This is a genomic window from Lactobacillus sp. B4026, assembly GCF_026535825.1.
GTDB lineage: Bacteria > Bacillota > Bacilli > Lactobacillales > Lactobacillaceae > Lactobacillus > Lactobacillus panisapium.
On sequence record NZ_JAFNPD010000005.1, the window covers coordinates 49,640 to 69,751 of the forward strand.

The 20,112-nt window shown below is 38.5% G+C and carries 17 protein-coding genes; all 17 read left to right on the top strand.

The genetic code is table 11. The features are described 5' to 3' along the window. Window positions 1-115: 115 nt before the first annotated feature. The 17 genes from J3U69_RS05595 to J3U69_RS05675 all read left to right on the top strand — a co-directional run bounded on the left by J3U69_RS05595 (window position 116) and on the right by J3U69_RS05675 (window position 20,106). Window positions 116-1,447 carry a PTS sugar transporter subunit IIC gene (locus J3U69_RS05595; protein ID WP_267413335.1) on the top strand — a complete coding sequence of 444 codons (1,332 nt, stop codon included), beginning with the start codon at window positions 116-118 and terminating at the stop codon, window positions 1,445-1,447. Window positions 1,448-1,773: 326 nt separating this feature from the next. Next, window positions 1,774-3,138 carry a PTS sugar transporter subunit IIC gene (locus J3U69_RS05600; RefSeq protein WP_267413336.1) on the top strand — a complete coding sequence of 455 codons (1,365 nt, stop codon included), beginning with the start codon at window positions 1,774-1,776 and terminating at the stop codon, window positions 3,136-3,138. Window positions 3,139-3,148: 10 nt separating this feature from the next. After that, window positions 3,149-4,246 carry a DUF871 domain-containing protein gene (locus J3U69_RS05605; RefSeq protein WP_267413337.1) on the top strand — a complete coding sequence of 366 codons (1,098 nt, stop codon included), beginning with the start codon at window positions 3,149-3,151 and terminating at the stop codon, window positions 4,244-4,246. 142 nt (window positions 4,247-4,388) lie between these two features. Further along, a complete protein-coding gene (locus J3U69_RS05610; protein ID WP_267413338.1) occupies window positions 4,389-5,438 on the top strand; it encodes a DUF871 domain-containing protein in 1,050 nt (349 codons plus the stop codon). A 243-nt stretch (window positions 5,439-5,681) separates the two neighbouring features. After that, a complete protein-coding gene (locus J3U69_RS05615) occupies window positions 5,682-6,164 on the top strand; it encodes an isochorismatase family cysteine hydrolase (protein ID WP_220220165.1) in 483 nt (160 codons plus the stop codon). Window positions 6,165-6,368: 204 nt separating this feature from the next. Beyond that, entirely contained in the window at window positions 6,369-8,339 is a 1,971-nt protein-coding gene (locus J3U69_RS05620; RefSeq protein ID WP_267413339.1) for a glucose PTS transporter subunit IIA, read from the top strand. Window positions 8,340-8,354: 15 nt separating this feature from the next. Beyond that, complete coding sequence (gene murQ, locus J3U69_RS05625; protein WP_267413341.1) at window positions 8,355-9,254, top strand: N-acetylmuramic acid 6-phosphate etherase; 900 nt, start codon at window positions 8,355-8,357, stop codon at window positions 9,252-9,254. Window positions 9,255-9,559: 305 nt separating this feature from the next. Beyond that, entirely contained in the window at window positions 9,560-10,537 is a 978-nt protein-coding gene (locus J3U69_RS05630; protein WP_103752280.1) for a ribose-phosphate diphosphokinase, read from the top strand. A gap of 176 nt (window positions 10,538-10,713) precedes the next feature. Beyond that, window positions 10,714-12,315: an ATP-binding cassette domain-containing protein gene (locus tag J3U69_RS05635; protein WP_267413342.1), complete on the top strand. Its 1,602-nt coding sequence runs from the start codon at window positions 10,714-10,716 to the stop codon at window positions 12,313-12,315. Beyond that, window positions 12,305-13,891, top strand: a complete 1,587-nt coding sequence (locus tag J3U69_RS05640) for an ATP-binding cassette domain-containing protein (protein WP_267413343.1) — start codon at window positions 12,305-12,307, stop codon at window positions 13,889-13,891. Before J3U69_RS05635 ends, J3U69_RS05640 begins: the two co-directional genes overlap by 11 nt. Before the next feature lie 223 nt (window positions 13,892-14,114). Next, window positions 14,115-15,143, top strand: coding sequence for an SIS domain-containing protein (locus tag J3U69_RS05645; RefSeq protein ID WP_267413344.1), 1,029 nt, complete (start codon window positions 14,115-14,117; stop codon window positions 15,141-15,143). A gap of 76 nt (window positions 15,144-15,219) precedes the next feature. Further along, window positions 15,220-16,284 carry an SIS domain-containing protein gene (locus J3U69_RS05650; protein ID WP_267413345.1) on the top strand — a complete coding sequence of 355 codons (1,065 nt, stop codon included), beginning with the start codon at window positions 15,220-15,222 and terminating at the stop codon, window positions 16,282-16,284. Between the two features lie 3 nt (window positions 16,285-16,287). After that, window positions 16,288-16,707, top strand: a complete 420-nt coding sequence (locus tag J3U69_RS05655) for a PTS sugar transporter subunit IIA (RefSeq protein WP_267413346.1) — start codon at window positions 16,288-16,290, stop codon at window positions 16,705-16,707. A gap of 25 nt (window positions 16,708-16,732) precedes the next feature. Then, on the top strand, window positions 16,733-17,200 hold the full coding sequence (locus J3U69_RS05660) for a PTS sugar transporter subunit IIB (protein WP_220268485.1): 468 nt from the start codon (window positions 16,733-16,735) through the stop codon (window positions 17,198-17,200). Window positions 17,201-17,222: 22 nt separating this feature from the next. After that, entirely contained in the window at window positions 17,223-18,026 is an 804-nt protein-coding gene (locus J3U69_RS05665; protein ID WP_267413347.1) for a PTS mannose/fructose/sorbose/N-acetylgalactosamine transporter subunit IIC, read from the top strand. After that, entirely contained in the window at window positions 18,016-18,849 is an 834-nt protein-coding gene (locus tag J3U69_RS05670) for a PTS system mannose/fructose/sorbose family transporter subunit IID (RefSeq protein WP_220220155.1), read from the top strand. The genes J3U69_RS05665 and J3U69_RS05670 overlap by 11 nt, the downstream gene beginning before the upstream one ends. 90 nt (window positions 18,850-18,939) lie before the next feature. After that, a complete protein-coding gene (locus J3U69_RS05675; protein WP_267413349.1) occupies window positions 18,940-20,106 on the top strand; it encodes an MDR family MFS transporter in 1,167 nt (388 codons plus the stop codon). Window positions 20,107-20,112: the final 6 nt, after the last annotated feature.

Sequence of the window (20,112 nt, forward strand, 5' to 3'; positions counted from 1 at the left end):
TATTAATTGAAACGTTTACAAAATTGCTGCAGCAGTGTATAATACAATTATTGAAACGTTTCAAAAATATAAAACCTCATTACTATCATCCATTAAGAAAATCCAAGGAGTAAAAATGAGTATTACTAATAAAATTAATAAATTGGTTTTGCCAATTGCGGTCAAAGTTGGTAATCAGCGCCATCTTGTTGCGATCCGTGACGCCTTTGTCGACATAACCCCCATTATTATGGTTAATTCGCTTTTTATATTGCTTAATTCTTTAGTGTTTAGCAATTCAGCGGTAATAAAGGCCTTTCCCTATGCTACTAAGCTCACAGAAATGGGAACGATGGTAAATAATGGTACCATGGGTTTTATGACAATTTTTGTAACTTTTATTATTGGTTACCGGTTACTTAATAGTTATATTGCCGATGGTAAGATTACAACAAATGACATCAACCCAATCCATGCCGGAATTTTAAGCGTAGCGACGGCATTAATTCTATTTCCGTTAAATAATCAAGCCGTGGTAGCAGGAACCATTAAAAACGTGACGGTTACAGGCGTGTATTCACAAGCCCTGACTTCTTCGGGAGGCATGTTTGTCGGCTTAATTGCTGCGCTTTTAAGTACCGAACTTCTGCTGTTTTTTTACCGGGCAAAGAAATTACGAATAAAAATGCCTGAAGGTGTTCCGCCAGCAGTTGCCCAGTCGTTTAACTCACTGATTCCAGAATCACTTGTTGTAATTGTTTTTGCAGTCGTTAGTTTTGCGTATGTTCAAATTTTTCATCAATCCTTTACGGATTTAGTGCAAGCCGTTATTTCCAGACCCCTACAAGTGGCAATGGAATCTTGGCTCGGTCTGTTTGTAATTCAATTTGTAACCCAGTTCCTTTGGTTTTTCGGTCTTCATGGCCAAAATATTGTTGCTTCGGTCACTTCGCCATCAATGATTGCTGCAATTCAACAAAATATGGCAGCTTTTGCGGCACATAAAGCTGTTCCCAACATCGTTACTAATCCTTGGATTGGAATGTATACCTTATTTGGCGGGACGGGTGCCATTCTACCATTTTTGATTGCAATTTTTATTGCCTCCAAGCGAAAAGACTACCGTGATGTTGCTAAGTTGGGTTTATTACCGAGCTTCTTCAATGTTTCTGAACCAATTATGTTTGGAATGCCGGTGGTCATGAATCCTTACTTTCTAATTCCCTTTATTTTTGTTCCTTTAATCAACTTAGCAATCGCTTATCCGTTGACGGTTCTTGGACTGGTAGCCAAAAGCGTTGTTATCCCAGCATGGACGATTCCACCGATCTTAACCACCTGGATTACTACTGCTGGGGATATACCTGCGACCATTTTGTCGCTACTCCTCTTTATTTTAGATATCTTCCTGTATCTACCATTTGTACTGGCCAGCAATAAAGGAATAAAAATGGCAAAAACTAAATAAGTAAAAGCCAAGTGGTAATTACTGCTTGGTTTTTTGTTGCAATCAAAAAGATTGTCGCGAAATTTTCTCAGAATTGCCTGTCTTTGCTATACAAACGCTGAAAAAGCTTTCTTTGTAATTTAATTTATGGTATTTTTTTAAAAGTTTTTTGGTATATACCATTATTAATGATAATCAATAAATACACCGTGATTAAGAGCTTACTTTGGTGTATACCAATGCCGTCAGTGCTACAGCCACGCGGATTTCTGCCCAAAAATACTAAAGCGTTTCCAAATTATGTGTTATAATTCAGTTGGAGTAGAAATATAGTAAGGAGAATTATTATGAATGCTTTAATAAATTGGTTAAATAAGCATGTCGTCCCAGTCGCAGCCAAGATTGGGTCAATTCGCTGGCTTGTAGCTTTGCGTGACGCGTTTATTTCCATTATGCCGTTAGTATTGGCTGGATCTATTGCTAATGTTCTTAATGCTTTAGTTAGAGATATGCCTACTAAATTTGGCTGGATGGGCTTTGTTAACTCAATGCAGTGGTTAATTAACATTAACGCTACTGTATGGACAGGTTCGACAGCTATTTTAGGTTTACTGTTTGCCTTTACGTTTGGTTATCACATGTGTGTACAATACAAGGCTGAGCCTATTGCCGGTGGTTTGGTTACTTTAGGTACCTTTATCATGGGATTGCCACAAAGTTTTTCTTTAGACTTAAAGACTGCTTTGACTAAAGGTGATATCAAGAGCTTAACTGATGCTGGCGCAGCTGTTGCTGGTAAAAATGTTAGTGCTTGGGGTTACTTCAACTTTAATAAATACTTTGGCGCTTATGGCTTCTTCACTGTTATGATTATGGGTGGTATTGCTGTTGCAATCTACATCTTCTTAATGAAGAAACACATTACAATTAAGATGCCTGATAGCGTACCTCCTGCAGTTGCAAATGCCTTTACTGGTATTATTCCAGCTATTGCCGGTTTATATGTTGTTGGTATTATCGACTATCTGTTTAGCCTTAATGGTACAACAGTTATTGACTTTATCTCACAAACAATTCAAGAGCCATTGATGAAGATCGGACAAGGGTACTGGTCAGTCTTACTGATTACGTTCTTAGTTCAATTATTCTGGTTCTTCGGTATTCACGGTACCAATGTCTTGGCACCAGTTACCGAAAGTATTTGGATGACCGCTTTAGTTGCTAATGTTAATGCTAGTTCAAAAGGAAAGCCATTGCCTTACCTTTGGACTAGAACAGACTTTGACCTTTATGTTTGGATCGGAGGAGCAGGTGCCACATTACTTTTGCTACTTGCTATCTTAGTCTTCTCTAAACGTGAAGATGAGCGTGCTGTGGCCAAGCTTTCAATTATTCCAGGTTTCTTCAATATTAACGAGCCAACAATGTTTGGTATTCCAGTTGTTTTGAACCCAATTTACTTAATTCCATTTGTCCTTGCACCAATGGTTATGGTTTCCATTGCATACGGTGCCCTAAGCTTAGGATGGGTTAACCCAGTTAGAGCACAATCTGTTTGGTCAATGCCACCATTTTTAAATGCTATTTTGGCAACCTTTGATTGGCGTTCACTAGTATTACAAATTGTTAATATGGTAGTTGGCTTCTTAATCTATGTCCCATTCGTCATTGCTTCAAACAATGTCGATCCAAGTAAAGTTAATAAAGCCTAAGGAGTAAAATATGAAACAGTTAGGTATATCACTTTATCCTGAGCAGAGCACATTTGAACAGGATAAGAAATATATGGATTTAGCCTACAAATATGGCTATCGCAGAATTTTCACCTCACTTCTGCAATTAAAGAGTGCTGATGGCGAAGACCTGCTTGCTAAATTAAAGCAAGATATTGCTTATGCTAATAAGTTAGGCTTTACGACCGTAGTTGATATCAACCCTGGATTATTTAAGGAATTAAAGATTGATTACAACAACTTGGTTTTCTTCCATGATTTAGGCGTTTGGGGTCTTCGGTTAGATGAAGGCTTCAGCGGAATGGAAGAAGCGGCAATGACGCATAATCCATATGGTCTGAAAATTGAACTAAATATGAGTCGTGGTACAAATTACCTTGACAGTATTATGTCCTATGACCCAGAGCCTGATAACCTAATTGGTTGTCACAACTTCTATCCTCAGGAATATACGGGACTGAGCGAAGATATCTTTATGGATTATTCGTTCAAGTACCGTGAATACGGGTTGCATACCGCTGCGTTCATTTCTTCTAAAAATGCTAAGTTTGGTCCATGGCCTGTTCATGAAGGCTTGCCAACAATGGAAAGTGACCGTTTGCGCAATATTGCTAGTCAAGTCACACATTTACGCTTAAGTAAAATGATTGACGATATTATTATCGGTAATGCTTTTGCTAGTGAAGAAGAATTGGCAGCAGCTTCCAAGGCTTTTAATAGTCCATTTCCAGTTTTAGGAATAGAATTTGAAAGCGATGTTTTGCCAATTGAACGCACAATTTGCTTGAAAGAACCGCATTTATACCGCGGAGATGCATCGGAATTTTTGTTGCGAGATACTAAACCACGTGTTGTTTATGCCAAGGAAGATATTCCTGCCCATAACAATCAAAAGACTACTTTTGAATGTGGGGACATCGTTGTTGTTAACGAGCAATACCCACGTTATAAAGGTGAATTACAAATTGTCTTAACCCCATTTGAAAATGATGGTAGACGAAACGTAGTCGGACACCTAAGAGCAGATGACTTAGACCTGCTCGATTTGGTAGAACCTTGGAGTACTTTTAACCTTCAAGAGAACTAATATACAAATTAAATATGGATAAATGAAGAGTCGTGAAAAAAATCACGACTTTTTGTTTTATAATCAATTAGTGAATTAAAATAGTATAATATTATTTGTAAGTGTTTTCACTTTAATAATAGAAATGGGAGAGCAAAAAGACATGTTGGGCTTTTCAATATATCTTAATCATGATTTAACGGCTGAAGACTATAATTATCTACTTGCAATGCGCAATGCTGGCTTAACCACAGTTTTTACATCCTTAAATATTCCGGAAGATGATCCCGCGCAAGTTTTAAAACGTCTGCATGAACTGACTAAATGGTGTCAGAACTTGGAAACAGCAATTATTGCCGATGTTTCGCGAGATGGCTTAGAACGATTAGGAGTAGCAATTAACGACGTGACGCAGCTTAGTCAGCTGAATTTATCGGGATTGCGCATCGATGCCGGTGTGAATGTTAATACAATCGCAAGGCTATCAAAAGAAATGCCGATTGCCTTGAATGCAAGTACAATTAGCGAAGATGAACTAGCTGCTTTGCGCGTTCACGGTGCTAATTTTGATCATTTGCAGGCATGGCACAATTTTTATCCACGACCTGAGACTGGGCTTGCTAGCTCATGGCTTAAAGAAAAGAATGAATGGTTGCACCAAGCAAATCTGAAGACCGTTGCTTTTGTTGCTGGGGATAGTTGTCGGCGCGGACCTATTCATGCTGGCTTGCCAACTTTAGAAAAGCACCGCAATGAAAATCCGTTGGCAGCAACGCTGGAATTGCAAAAGTTAGGCTGTGATCATGTGTTTATTGGGGATGCTGCTTTAAAGGCGACCACAATTGCTAGTTTCACTAATTATACAAAGAAAAATGCCCTTACTTTACACTTGGATCGGGAAGTGCCTGAATTATTGACGAATGAATGGCATAATCGTCCTGATGCTGCCCGCGATGTTGTGCGCTTAGTGGAAGGTAGAAAAAGGCAGTTATTTGATGTGAATGCGCAAACAAGTCCTAAGCCACGTCCCAAGGGAAGTCTGACATGTGATAATGAACGTTACTTACGTTATCAAGGTGAATTACAAATAACCAAGCGTGACCTGCCAGCTGATGAGCGCGTTAATGTGATTGCTAATGTCGTTTCGGCCGATTTGGCTTTGCTTGATCAAGTTGAAGCGGGGCAAGAGCTAATTTTTACGGCGGCAGAATAAAATTCTAAAAAAATAGAAATTACAATTCGTTCAAAAGACCGTCATAGAGCGATTATTACCAATTTATTACAATTTTTCTTAATTGTAATAATGATTATATTGAAAGTTGACATTATCGCGTTATAATGAAAGCAGATTCAGAGAAAAGTTGCTGAATCGATGAACTTTAAGTTTATGTATGCATATATAGTATACACAAAAGTTTTAGATCTTATTTATTTTTCATCAAGCGAGAGGTTAACTATGTCAGCCGATAATTTATTGTTAGTTGTTGATGTTCAAGAGCAATCAAAGCCATTCTGGGGAGGAAAAGCCGGACAAACAAGAAGGATTAATCAAATTAATCGTATTATTAAAACCTTTGAAAAAAGTAATGAACCTATTTTTTACATTAAACAGGAAAATCATGGTAGCTTGTCTCCTCAATTGGAAGTAGCAGATTCAGCCCCTGTTTATACTAAAAAATTTGCGAGTGCCTTTACTCAATCAAACCTTGTTCAGCGAATTCACGAAATGAGACCAAAGAATATCTTTGTGGTTGGATTAATGAGTCAAACTTGTTTGAAGGCAACTGTTCAGAGTGCATTGGACGAAAAGTACTCGATCACGCTAATTTCATATAACCACGATTCAGTTGTAAAGCCAATCCGTGAGCATTATAACCACTTGTTAACTAAGCTTGGTGCACATCGGCTGACGACTGACGAATTTTTATTAGTTAAATAGTAAAGTTAATAAAACTGCAGGAACGTTTAAGTGCGTTAGCTGCAGTTTTTTTACGTTATGGCAATAATATAATTAATTTTGATATATTGGTATAGCCCTAAAATAAAAAGAAATAAAAGTCAACATCAATTGATTGAGCGGTAACAATTGAAAATTGGTCTATTTAATAATATACTTAGCTTGTATTTTAAATAGGAGGGAAAAATGAGCTCAGACAAATATGATGAAATGGGTAGGCAAATTTACGAGCAGATTGGCGGAATCGCTAACGTTAAATCGCTTTACCATTGTATGACTAGAATCAGAATAGCACTTAAAGATCCAGATCGAGTCGATCTTGAAAAGCTTAAGCAAGTTCCTGGAGTTATCGGCGTTGTAGCTGGGGAGACACTAGAGGTAGTTGTTGGTCCAGGTGTTAATACCAAGGTAGCACAGTCGATGGTTAAGGCTGCTGGTGTTCAAGAAAATGATCCTTTTCCGGAGAATCTTGAGCAAAACTCGACTAGTTCATATGACGAAAATAAAACAGCGGTTATGCAAAAGGCAGCTAGCGTTCACACCGCCCAAAAGGCTAGTTTAAAAAATACTTGGTGGCGCAGTGCATTGGAGCATATTTCAGCTATTTTTGTTCCACTAATTCCAGCATTTGTTGGTGCGGGACTGATTTCTGGTGTAGCTGGAATCTTACGTAATATGATGACAGCCAAGATGCTTCCGCTTAGTTGGAACCTAGGGGTTACTGTTCTTGGCGTCATTGCCAACGGGCTTTTTATTTACCTAAATATTTACGTCGGTATTAATGCGGCCAAAGAATTTGGCGCCACTCCTGGACTAGGTGGGATTATTGGCGGGATTGTTTATTTACCCGGAGTAGTTGCACCAATGACCATTCCCAATATTTTTGACAAGTTGCCTCTTGCAGCGGGTCAAGGCGGAATCATCGGTGTCTTACTTAGCGTCTGGCTCATGTCCTATGTTGAAAAATTTTTCCATGATCACATGGCAGAATCATTAGATTTAATTTTTACGCCATTTTTAACTTTATTAATTATGGGATTAGTTACCATTTTTCTAATTATGCCGTTTGCCGGTTGGATATCAAATTCACTAGTCGGTGGCATAAATTGGATCTTGCATGTTGGTGGGCCAGTTGCTGGTTTTATCTTAGGTACCGCCTTTTTACCAATGGTTCTGTTTGGTTTACATCAGATTCTGACGCCAATTCACTTGCAAATGATTCAAAAAATGGGCTATACACCGCTTTTGCCAATTTTAGCAATGGCTGGAGCTGGCCAAGTTGGTACGGCGATTGCATTGTGGGTTAAATGCCGGAAAAATAAAGAACTCACTAAACTAATTAAGGGTGCCTTGCCAGTCGGCATTTTGGGTGTTGGCGAACCGCTTATTTACGGTGTTTCGCTACCACTCGGTCGGCCATTTATAACTGCTTGCCTTGGCGGCGGAATTGGTGGTGCCGTTCTGGGAGCCTTTGGTAATGTCGGATCAATTGCTATCGGTACCTCAGGCATTGCGTTAATTCCGTTGATTGCTAATAACAAGGCGTTGATTTACTGTTTTGGTTTATTAGCAGCTTATCTTGGCGGTTTTGTTCTTACCTACCTTTGGGGCATTCCTAAGAGTGCAATGGTAGCTAAAAACGAAGATGGCTCATTAGTAGCTGGTACTGCAGAGCCAGCAGAGTCTGCGACTGCAACAGAAATTACATTGGCCAGTCCCGTAAGCGGTCAGATTGAGAGCCTAACGGCAGTTCCAGATGATGTTTTTTCTAAAAAAATGCTTGGAGACGGCTTCGCTGTTATTCCTAATGAAGGTACCATTATTGCGCCTGTTGATGGGCGGATATTAACAATTATGGATACCAAGCATGCAATTACGATGGAGTCAGCAACCGGCCCATTAGAATTAGTGCTACATTTTGGCATAGACACGGTTGAATTAAAGGGTGCACCATTTTCAATTGAGGTTGCCAGCGGTCAACACGTTAAACGCGGAGACATTATTGCAAAAGTTGATCTTGCTGCTCTTAAAGCTGCAGGTAAGCCAACAGATGTAATGACAATCATTACTAATATGGAAGATGTTGCTCAAATTACGCCGCTTGCTGCGGGTCAAGTAGAAATTAACCAAGATGCTGTAACAGTTAAAACAAAATAAAAATGAGAAGAATTAATGAACATTAAAGATTTAATTACCGAAGAACGCAATCCAAACACGATGAACATCGATTCGATGTCAACGCTTGAGATGGTTCGTACAATCAATCATGAAGATCAAAAAGTTGCTGCAGCTGTTGGCCAGCAGGATCAACAAATTGCGCGAGCAATTGATGCTGCAGCTAAACGGTATCAGCAAGGCGGCCGCCTAATTTATGTTGGTGCAGGCACCAGTGGCCGGCTGGGGGTACTTGATGCAGCTGAGCTAGTCCCGACCTATGGCATTAAGCCAGAGCGGGCAGTTGGCTTAATTGCAGGTGGCAAACAGGCAATGCTACAGGCGGTTGAGGGAGCAGAAGATGACTTTGAGCTCGGTCAGCAAGATTTGCGTCAACTTCATTTATCTGCAAAAGACACGGTGATAGGTTTAGCAGCGAGTGGCAGAACGCCTTATGTAGTTGGCAGCCTTGACTTTGCTAACGAGGTTGGTGCGCTAACGATTGCAATTGCTTGTGTTCCGAATGCCGTAATCAGCTCACATGCAGAAATTGGTATTGAAGCCGTTGTTGGTCCAGAAGTTATCACGGGCTCGACACGAATGAAGGCTGGTACCGCACAAAAAATGATTTTAAATATGATTTCCACCGGTGTGATGATTAGGCAGGGGAAGGTTTACCAAAACGTCATGATTGGCGTTCAGCCGACTAATGCCAAGCTAGTTGACCGTGCATGCCGCATTATTAGCACAACAACCGGTGTTTCTACTAGTGAAGCAATGACGGCTTTACACAATAGTGCAAATGATGTTTCTGTAGCAATTATTATGATTGAAACTGGTAGGTCAAAGGCAGATGCTAGGGATTTGCTGGCAAAAGCACACGGTAATGTTGCCGCGGTTTTGCAGGCGAATAAATAATGAATTAAACCTTGGTAGCATTAATAATGTGATTCAAGGTTTTTCTGGTTTAATTAGCATAATTTATGTCATGCTTTCCTAAAATGTTTAAGTTAGGTGATAAAGCGATAAAATGACTAAGTTGTTAAGTTTTTAGTTTAAAAAGCTATGCTAAGCTAGAAAAAAATGCCATTTTTCCTGAATAATTAGCCCTAAGGGCTTGAATGTCGCTGGTTAAAGTTGAATAATAAATATGGTTATTAACTTTTTTTCGGCAACTTTTGGTAAAATAATAAGTTGTAGACAAATATTATACGGAGGAAATTATGTCTTATAAAGACAATATGATGTTGTTTGCCCTTAATTCGAATGTGCCGTTAGCGCAAAAGATTGCTGATCGCGTTGGTATTCCACTAAGTGAATCCAGTGTGCAGCGCTTTAGCGATGGCGAGATTCAAATTAATATTGACGAATCTGTCCGAGGCAAAGACGTATATTTGATTCAGTCAACCAGTGTTCCAGTCAATGACAATTTGATGGAATTGTTAATCATGATTGATGCCGTCCGCCGTGCAAGTGCACAGACGATTAATATTGTGATTCCCTATTACGGCTATGCTCGCCAAGACCGTAAAACACGTCCACGTGAACCAATTACCGCCAAGCTAGTAGCAGATATGCTACAAGAAGCTGGCGCAACTAGAGTATTGTCACTTGACTTACATGCACCACAAATTCAAGGTTTCTTCGATATTCCTGTGGATAATTTGATGGGTGCACCACTACTCGCAGATTATTTCTTAAGTAATCACTTAGAAAAAAATGCTGTAGTTGTATCGCCTGATCATGGTGGCGTTACCCGTGCTAGAAAGTTAGCAGAATTTTTGGGTACGTCAATTGCGATTGTGGATAAACGTCGCCCACGTGCCAATGTCGCAGAAGTTATGAATATTATTGGTGATGTTAAAGGCAAAAGAGCAATCATTATCGATGATATGATTGATACTGCTGGAACAATTACTTTAGCAGCACAAGCATTAATTGATGCGGGTGCAACTGAAGTCTATGCTAGTGCCACTCACGCTGTATTGTCTGGCCCAGCAATTAAGAGACTGAATGATTCTCCGATTAAAAATTTAGTATTAACAGACTCAATTAACCAACCTGCCGAGAAGAAGTTGGATAAGACTTTACTTGTTTCAGTCGGTCCACTTATTGGAGATGCGATTAAGTGTATTCAAAAGAATGAACCGCTTAGTCCATTGTTCAATACTAGATACCAAGAAAATAAGCAAAATATATAATTTAATATATATATTTAATATATAACACACAGAAAAAGACTTGCTTACAAAGTGAGTCTTTTTTTGTGTGGAAAATTTGGCCACTTAATAAGCCTATTTGACCTCTTACTCATTCTTTATTTACATGATAAAAAGCTTAAGTTTAACTAAAAGAATAAGAAATAAAGGAGGAAGCTATGTCAATAAAAGAATTGTTTAAGTCAAATATTCCCCGTGGGATGCTTATCTTGCTTGCTTATGTTTTGTATGCCATTGCAGAAACGCTCAATAATTATTTAATCAAGTTTGCAACCGATAATTTAACCAAAAAAGCTTGGACTAGTGCGGTCATGTGGCTTGTAATTATTGCTATTATGGGGCTATTTACCTTTTTTCTATTGCCTCTAGGAACATATCTTTTTAATCAGCAAATTCAAAATTATCTTCATCAAATTCGAACGCACATGATGAAGCATTATTACGGCCAAAAATCGGTCAATGTAGCTGAAATGGCGAACCAACTAGGCAATAATTTAAAGATTTTAACCGATAACTATGCTAAACCATGGATTGACATTTGGAGCACGATTCTAAGAGTTATATTAGCTATTACCGCCATCTTGACAATGCACTGGTCAATTGTAATTGCCACGATTTTAATTACGATCATTGTTCTGCTGTTACCTAAGATTCTAGAGAAAAGATTGGCCCGAGCTTCTGCGATTGTAGCTAAAACGAATTCAACATTTTTGAATACGATTAGTAATTGGTTTTCCGGCTTGGGTGAACTTCGCCGCTACCAGTCCAAAAAGACCTTGAAGCAAGCAATTAAGCAAAAAAGTCAGGCTTTGGCCGATGCGAATATCACCCAGGGAAAAATTAGTGGTGAAGCTCAAATTATTAATGGTATTGGCAATTCAGTTGGTCAAGTTGGTATTTGTTTCTGGTGTTCTATTTTATATTTCTCGCAGCAGATTACAATCGGAGATTGGTTAACAAGTCTTGGCTTTGTTTCAATAATTTTTAATGGACTTTGGCAAGTTATAACTGCGATTACTAAAATAAAATCGACTGCAGAATTGCGTAAACAAGTTGCCACACTAGTTCAACCAGTCACAATAACTAATAAGCGAGTTATTGTTGATGCCGTCCAAAGCCACAATTTGGTTGTTACGTACGCAAATGGTGAAAAACTAACTTATCCAGATTTTGAAATTAAACCAGGAGAAAAAGTTTTGTTAACGGGTGACTCGGGAGCGGGCAAGTCTACTTTATTTAAAGTTTTATTGAACCAAATTAAGCCAAGTGCAGGCTCAGTTATGTTCAAAGCGACTAATCAGCAGTTAATTAAACCGCAAAATGCCCAAGTTGGGTATATCGCGCAGGATGCTAGTCTTTTTCCCACAACCATTGCGAATAATATTACGATGTTTAATCAGCAACTTAACGGTAAACTAAAACAAGTTTTACAAAAAGTGCAGCTGGCCCCAGATTTAGCTAAGTTTCCGGCTCGAGCTAACACCGTTATTGACTTAGATCAACCTAATTTGTCTGGCGGGCAAAGACAGAAAGTGGTGTTAGCACGCGCAGAAATTCACGAGACTAAATTCTTGCTGCTAGATGAGGCTACTAGTGCAATAGATCGTCAGGGTACAAAACAAATTATTAGTGAATTGCTCAAGACAAACGCAACGATTTTAATGATTGCACATAACTTTAGCCCCGAATTAATTGCACAGTTTGACAGACAAATTCATTTAACTACCAACAGTAAGGGGGCTAATAACAATGACGATTAGAGCATTTTTTAGAATAAATCCGGTAAGATTTATTGGGATAATGATTAACGTTGTCCTCATATTTGCCTCCATGATTTTTGATACTCAACTATTAATTATTGAAACGACAGCATTAAAAAATAATGATCCCCGAACCTGCTTTAGCATTATTGCAATCGAATTTGGTTTAGTTTTGTTTAACTACCTAGTTCAGGGCCTAAATTCCTATTTAATTATCAAGCAAGAGCAACAGTACAATGTTGCTTTACGTGAACAAATTACTGACCATTATTACTTAGATGGTCAAGATCATCCGGTAGCGCAAGTACAAAACCGCTTGATTAATGATTTAGTGCAAAATAACGAAAATTATCTGGAAGCTTTTATTGGCTTTGTTTCTGGTCTAGTCACACTAGTGCTTGTTTTTATCTTATTAATTACAATTCATTGGAGCTTACTAATAACAATTATTGCAATGACGCTTGTTTCGCTGTTGGTACCGAAATTAATTGCTAAACCATTACAAAAAGCAACAATGCAGATTTCGACTAGCAACCAGCAATATCTTGATTGTTTGAATAAGTGGCTTAACGGATTAGACGAAATTAGACGTTATTTAGCAGGTGAAAAATTATTTCAGGTGACGGCTAAAGCGGCCAAAAAATTAGAAGATGCCAATGTGAAGCAAACTGGTTTCACGCAATGCCTATCAAGTATCAATAGTCTAATTGAAGTGATCTTTTCTTTGATGTTGTTTCTTCTTGCCGGTTTCTTATTTTTAAATGGGAAAGTAGCTTTTGGTGTAATTGTGGCAGCGTCTAACTGTGAGTACTACATGAACTTTGCGATTAGCAAGATGGTTGATGCGTATGGGCAAATAAAGGGCGCACAGAAATTGAATACGGAGATTGAGGCAACTTGTCGCCTTCTGCCACAACCTGAGCTAGGAAATGCTACACCAGCTGCATTTAGTACCCACAATCTCAGCTTACAGTTTCCTAACGGTGAAAATCTGTTCTTTCCAGATATTGCTATTCAGCCGGGTGAGAAAATCTTATTTACCGGTGATTCCGGTTCCGGTAAGACGACATTATTCAAGTTGATTTTAAAGCAGATTAAGCCAAATACGGGTGAAATAGTGTTTAAAGATCAAAATGGCAAAATAATTAACCCTGATATGAGTCAAATCGGTTACATTCCACAAGATCCCGTGCTTTTTCCCGTCAGCATTGCTGATAACATGACAATGTTTAATAAAAAGTTACAAGTCCGGCTACCAAGTTTAGTGGCAAAAGTACACTTGAACAGCGACATTGCTAAATTTGATCAGGGATTGAATGAACGAATTGATTTGAATAAGCTAAATATTTCCGGTGGACAAAGGCAAAAGATTGTACTGGTGCGTGCTTTGGTGCATCAGAGTAAAATTATCCTGATTGATGAGGGCACAAGTGCAATTGACCAAAAAGCGACAATGGCAATTTTGCGTGAAGTGACCAATACATCGGCAACGGTGTTGTTTATTGCCCACAATTTCAATGCCCAGATGAAACAGTTATTCGACCGTGAGATCCACCTTACCAAGTTGAATGAATAAGTAAACTAAATCAAAATAGTGACCACCTTTTATCTTTATGCAAAAGGTGGTCTTTTTATTAGTTAAAGTCTATTTACACCAAGTAAATCTCACAGAATCTAAAAAAGTGTAAGCGATTTAAAAAAAGCTGTTGAATTAATCAGAGCAACTGGTATACTTAAAATTGAAATAGGGATTCAAAAGAATCCAATTTTGAAATTTAATTTAATTTTGGGAGGTCAAAATGGAAACTGAAAAAGTAGAATTAATCGATTTTAATCAAGATGGATACCTTGCCGATGGCGATTTTGTCTATTCAAAGCGGCCTGAAATTGAGGCGCTGGCGGACAAGTTATCGACTGAAGGTTATAAAAATATTTACTTAATGGGCATTGGTGGAACTGAGTTCGAATTGTACCAGTTTGCTTATGCAGCTAACAGAATGTCTGCTTTACCGGTTAAGTGCATTAATGCTGCCGACTTGAATAGTGTGCATCCACGCGACTTAACCCAAGACTCAATTGTAATAACGGCAAGCGATAGCGGAAACACGCCTGAAATTATTGAAGCTGCTAAATGGTTGATTAAAGCTAATATTCGCTTAATTGCATTTACGAAAAAAAGCGGTGAGCTTGGTGGGCTAGCACCAAATGTTATTGAAGTTAATGGCTCTACCGGGTCAGGGCAAAATTATTACATGGCAGAGGCAATGTTAATTTATTGCTTACTATACAAGCACGGTGATTTCGCAGGATACCCTAAATTTGCTGATCAACTAAAAGGGGTATTCAAGGATTTATTGGCAATTCGTAAAAAGTTTGAACCTAAAGCCGACAAGATTGCTCAAAAATGTTACCAGGCACCGTACACGATTTTTACAGGTTCTGGCGCACTTTGGGGAGAAACCGAATTATTTGCTGAATGTCTTCTTGAAGAAATGCAATGGATTAGGACTCGTCCAATTACTAGTGCCAAGTTTTTCCACGGAACACTTGAACTGGTCGAAAAAGGTGTACCGGTCTTTATCGTTGAAGGTGAAGATGAATTTAGAAAGCAAGATGTTCGGGTGCAACGTTTTTGTGAAAAGATTGGCGCAGAACATTATGTGATTGACACGAAGGAATACAGTCTGAGTGTTGATGACGAATTTCGTCCACTAGTAATTCCATGGATTGTAAATTCACTGTTAACTGATCGGTTAACCAATCATTATCAGGTTTACACAAAGCACAATAAAAACTACAGAAGATATTATCGTCAATTCGAGTACTAATTTTACTGGTGATTGGCAGAGGGCGGGATACAATGTATCCCGTTTACTTTATTAAGCTAGATTAGGAGTATTAATCATGGAAATGCTTGATTATGTGAAAGTGACACCAGCTAAATTAAAAGAGAATATAGCTGATAAAAACAGTTTAGTTTCTCCATTAGTCAATCTTTTTTTTAAACAGAAAAATGGAAGCGTTACCATAGTGGCCTCGGGGTCATCTTTTAACGCGGTAATGATGTCTAAACCTTACTTAAAAATGCGGTTAGCTCGTTCAGTTGAGGTCGTTACGCCAGAACTGTTTGAATTAACCAGAACTAGTAAAAACATGAATAATTTTACCCTCTTTGTTTCTCAAAGTGGAGCTTCAACTAATATTTTGCATGCAATGAAGTTCGTTAATGAGCGAAATGGTCGAACCATTGCTTTAACAGGAAATACACACAGTGAGGTGGCACAAAAGGCCGACATCGTGATTGATTATGGTGTTGGTAAGGAAACTGTGGGGTACGTCACAGTGGGGCTTTCTACCTTGGTGATGTATCTGGTCTTATTTGCAAACGAAGTTGCGCAAAGAGAACAAAGGCCGATTGATAACGATGATGACCTGTTACAGCTGCCTGAAATTATGACTGAAACAATCAATACTGCTCTTGAATTTGTTAACAATCATTTTATGGAATTAGCACAAATGGGCCCAACTTTTATTTGTGGTAATAATATGAATCTTGGTGTTGCTCGCGAAGCAGCTTTAAAGTTTCAAGAAACACTAAAAATACCAACATTACATTACGAGATAGAAGAGTTTATGCATGGACCCGATATTCAATTAAGTCCGCAATATAGCATTTTTCTAATTGATAATCCGCAGGCAAGTCCTAGAATTGCTGCCATTAATACCAGTTTGGCTGCTGTCACTGCGCGGCATTACCTTATTACATATAATTCTGACAAAGTTCAGCCTCATGTAATTAACATCAAGCTACCTGCAATTAATAGTTTGTGCTCATTGGCAACTATTCCATTTTTCCAAATAATAGTGGCTAGCATGATGCCTGCTTTAAACCGAGAAGATGCGCATCCAATGGCGACTAAATTTATGAATATGATTCCAACCAAAAACTATGACAAACAGGGGAGGTAGAGAATGGTTCAGGTAATAATTTGCACACATGAACAAATGGCAATTGGCGTCAAAAAGACGGCCGAGTTCATTATGGGACCACAAGAAAACCTGCATGCGATTGCAGCTTATACTAAAGAGCAAGTTGATTATGAACATGAAATTGCCACCTTTTTACAAAAACATCCTACTGAGCCAGTCGTAGTATTGACTGACATTGTCGGAGGTAGTGTCAATACGGCTTTGGCAAAGTTGATCCCAACCCATAAAAATTTACAGTTAATTGCTGGTGTCAATTTACCAATGGTAGTCCAACTTTTACTTTCAAATGAACAAGACTTAGAAGCAACGATTGCAAAGACAATTCGGGAAGCAAAAAACGGTATTCAGGATATTAATCAAACAATTAAGACTGAGACAGAAACAATTAGCGATGACTTTTAGTTAACAGTTAAAGGAGATGTTTTGAATGATTAAAATGATACGGGTTGATTACCGGCTTTTACATGGACAAGTAGCAGTTTCATGGACCGGTACGCTTGGTGCAGACGCTCTTTTATTGGTCAGCGATACTCTAAAGCACGATAAATTACGGCTGCAGATGCTTGCTTTGGCAAAACCGAGCGGCGTTAAGGTTGTAGTCAAGGATACGCAGGGAGCAATAGATGTCATTAAAAGTGGCAAGACTGATAATTACACTTTGTTTGTTATCTGTGAGACGGTTGAGATTGCGGCAAAATTAGCACGCACCTTTAACATTAAGCAGGTTAACTTAGGCAATATTTCATTTGCAAAGGGAAAAGAAAAAATAAGTAATAGTATTTACATCAATAACGATGAAAGACAAACAATTGAGGAACTAATTGATGCAGGGGTTGATGTCTTTATTCAGATGGTACCGACTGAAAATAGGATTGAAGCAAAGAATGTAATTTAGAGCGACAAAGGAGATGTTCTAGATGATTTTAAAAACATTTTTGATTTTTCTTGTAGCCTTAATTGGCTACAGTGATGCTTTTACTGGTACTAGCTTGATTCAGCGCCCATTGGTCATAGGGATGCTGACCGGACTAGTCTTAGGAGATTTGAAAGATGGAATTATTATGGGTGGTGCCATGGAATTAGCAATGGTTGGCTCGGTTTCAATTGGAGCTTACATTCCACCTGATATGGTTTCCGGAACAATCCTAGGCACGGCACTAGCTATCCAAGCCCACGCAAATTCTGCGGCAGCTTTGACATTAGGAATCCCAATCGCCACAATTGTTTTAGCTTTACAAACGGCTATTGGGCAACCATTAAAATTAATCTTTGTTCACCGGATTGATAAAAATGCTCAAGATGCAAATACACGGGCAATTGCACGCAACATGATCATCGGTGGTTATGTTGGCAACTTGCCTGGTTTAATTATTGTTCCGACAGCCTTTTATTTTGGTCAAAGTGCGGTAACTACCCTATTAAGCAACATGCCAAAATTTATTACAACTGGGATGACAATTGCTTCGGGACTATTACCAGCTTTGGGATTTGCCATGCTCGCCCAGATGATTATGAATAAAAAAGTCGCTGTGTTCTTTTTCATCGGTTTCTTTATGGTTGCCTACGGCAACCTTTCAACTACGGGAGTGGCTTTGTTTGCAGCATTAATCATTATTGTTATGTATATCTTTATTGAAAAGAGAAATGGCAATTCTACGAAGGTAGCAACTAGTTCAACAACTTCGAGTGAAGAACAAGGAGATGGATTCGATGAGTTTTAAAATTCAGCCTCAATATAAAGGCAAAATAACTAAAAAGGATTTACAAAAAGTTTTTTGGCGCAGCATTCCTACCGAACATTTATGGAATTATGAACGAATGATGAATGTTGGTTACACTTATGCGATGATCCCAATTTTAAAAAAGCTTTATCCGAAAAAAGAAGATTTATCCGCAGCTTTGACTCGTAATTTGGAAGTTTATAATGTTACTCCTTATATCATTACTTTGCCGGAAGGAATTGCAACGGCAATGGAAGAATTGAATGCAAGTGACCCAAATTTTGACACGGAATCAATTTCGGCGGTCAAACTGGCCATGATGGGACCATTATCCGGTGTCGGGGATGCCTTTTTCTGGGGCACTTTACGTATACTTGCCACAGGTGTAGGTACTTCCTTAGCGCTGCAAGGCAATATTTTAGGCCCAATTCTATTTTTGTTAATTTTTGATGTCCCGCACTTTATTATTCGTTATATTATGACCTTTTTGGGCTACGGCTTAGGTTCTAACGTGATTGATAAGCTAAAACAATCGGGCATTATGGATAAGGTAATGGAATATGCTTCAATCATGGGCATCATGGTTGTTGGTGGCATGACGATGAGCATGTCTAAAGTTAATTTTGTGACAAAAATTGGTTCAGGTAAGGGCGCACAAACAATTCAAAATTTACTTGACGGAATAGCCCCAGGACTAGCAACTCTTGCGCTTTTTGGCATCATGTATTGGATGTTAAAAAAGAAAATGAATCCGTTGTTAATTATGCTGATTGTCCTCATTGTCAGCATTGCTGGCGCCTACTTTAATGTTCTAGGCGTATAGCTAAGTCAATTTATTAAATTAACGAAAAGAAATGAGTGCCGTAACTACTCATTTCTTTTTCTTTCGGTTAGCGAATTAAAGAGGTGAAAAATGACTAATCAAAAACAAACTGTTTCACTTAAATGGCTTCTGGTAGGTGTTTTGATTACGAACACAGCAATGAGCTTTATTTGGCCGTTAAATACGATTTATCTTCACGAAACTTTACACAAAAGCTTAGTTATTGCTTCGCTGGTTCTCTTTTTTAATCAATTTGCCACAATGCTCGGAAGTTTAATTGGGGGAAAATTATTTGATCAGTGGCAACCGTATTATGCTATTTTACTCGGTATTAGCTTAAATATTTTTGCACTTGGCGGACTGATTTTCCTGCATACTTGGCCGTTTTATGCTATCTTGCTAATCCTTTCTGGTTTTGCCAATGGCATTTCGGTAACCTGTGAGAATTCGTTAGCAACACGGGTAAAAAATAGGCGGTCAAGCTATGTTTTTAACTTGCTGTATTTTGCAGCTAATTTTGGCCTTGTATTTGGTACCCTAACGGTTGGTTACATTTTACCGTTAGGAATTGGTTATGTTTTTGCGCTTGCAACTAGCATTCAAATATTATTTTTACTTGTAGCTTATAAAAAATATAATGTTGCCCGCTCTGTTACTGAGAATAAGCGTAATTTTACAGGGCACAAGGGGAAAATGACATCGCAAATTTTGGGAGTTTTGTTTTTGACACTGGTTTGTTGGCTAGTGTATGAACAATGGCAGAGCAACTTATCAGCTTATATGGTTGAACTTGGCTTTCCAGTGAAAAAATATAGTTTATTATGGACACTCAATGCAATCTTGATTGTTGTTTTTCAGCCCCTAGTCACTTTTTTTGATGATTGGTTGCTCAAACATCTTCGTGGCAGGCTTAATTTAGGCGCGTTACTGCTATTAAATTCCTTTGTCATTTTATTGTTACCGTTTAAACATAATTACTGGCTTTATTTATTATCTATGTGCTTGCTAACACTTGGAGAAATCCTTCTATTTCCTGGCGTAGCCAGCTTCGTTGACCTTGCTGCACCGACTAATCTAACTGGGTATTATCAGGGCAAAGTACAGGTCTTTAGCGCACTTGGAAAAGCAATCGGGCCCGTTTTTGGTGCATTAATCATTGATAATTCTAACTATGAAGTACTTTTTCTAGTTTGTGGACTTATGGTGCTTGGGGCAGAACTAGTATTTTCATTGCCATTACTAAAAAAGACGACTTGATTAAGA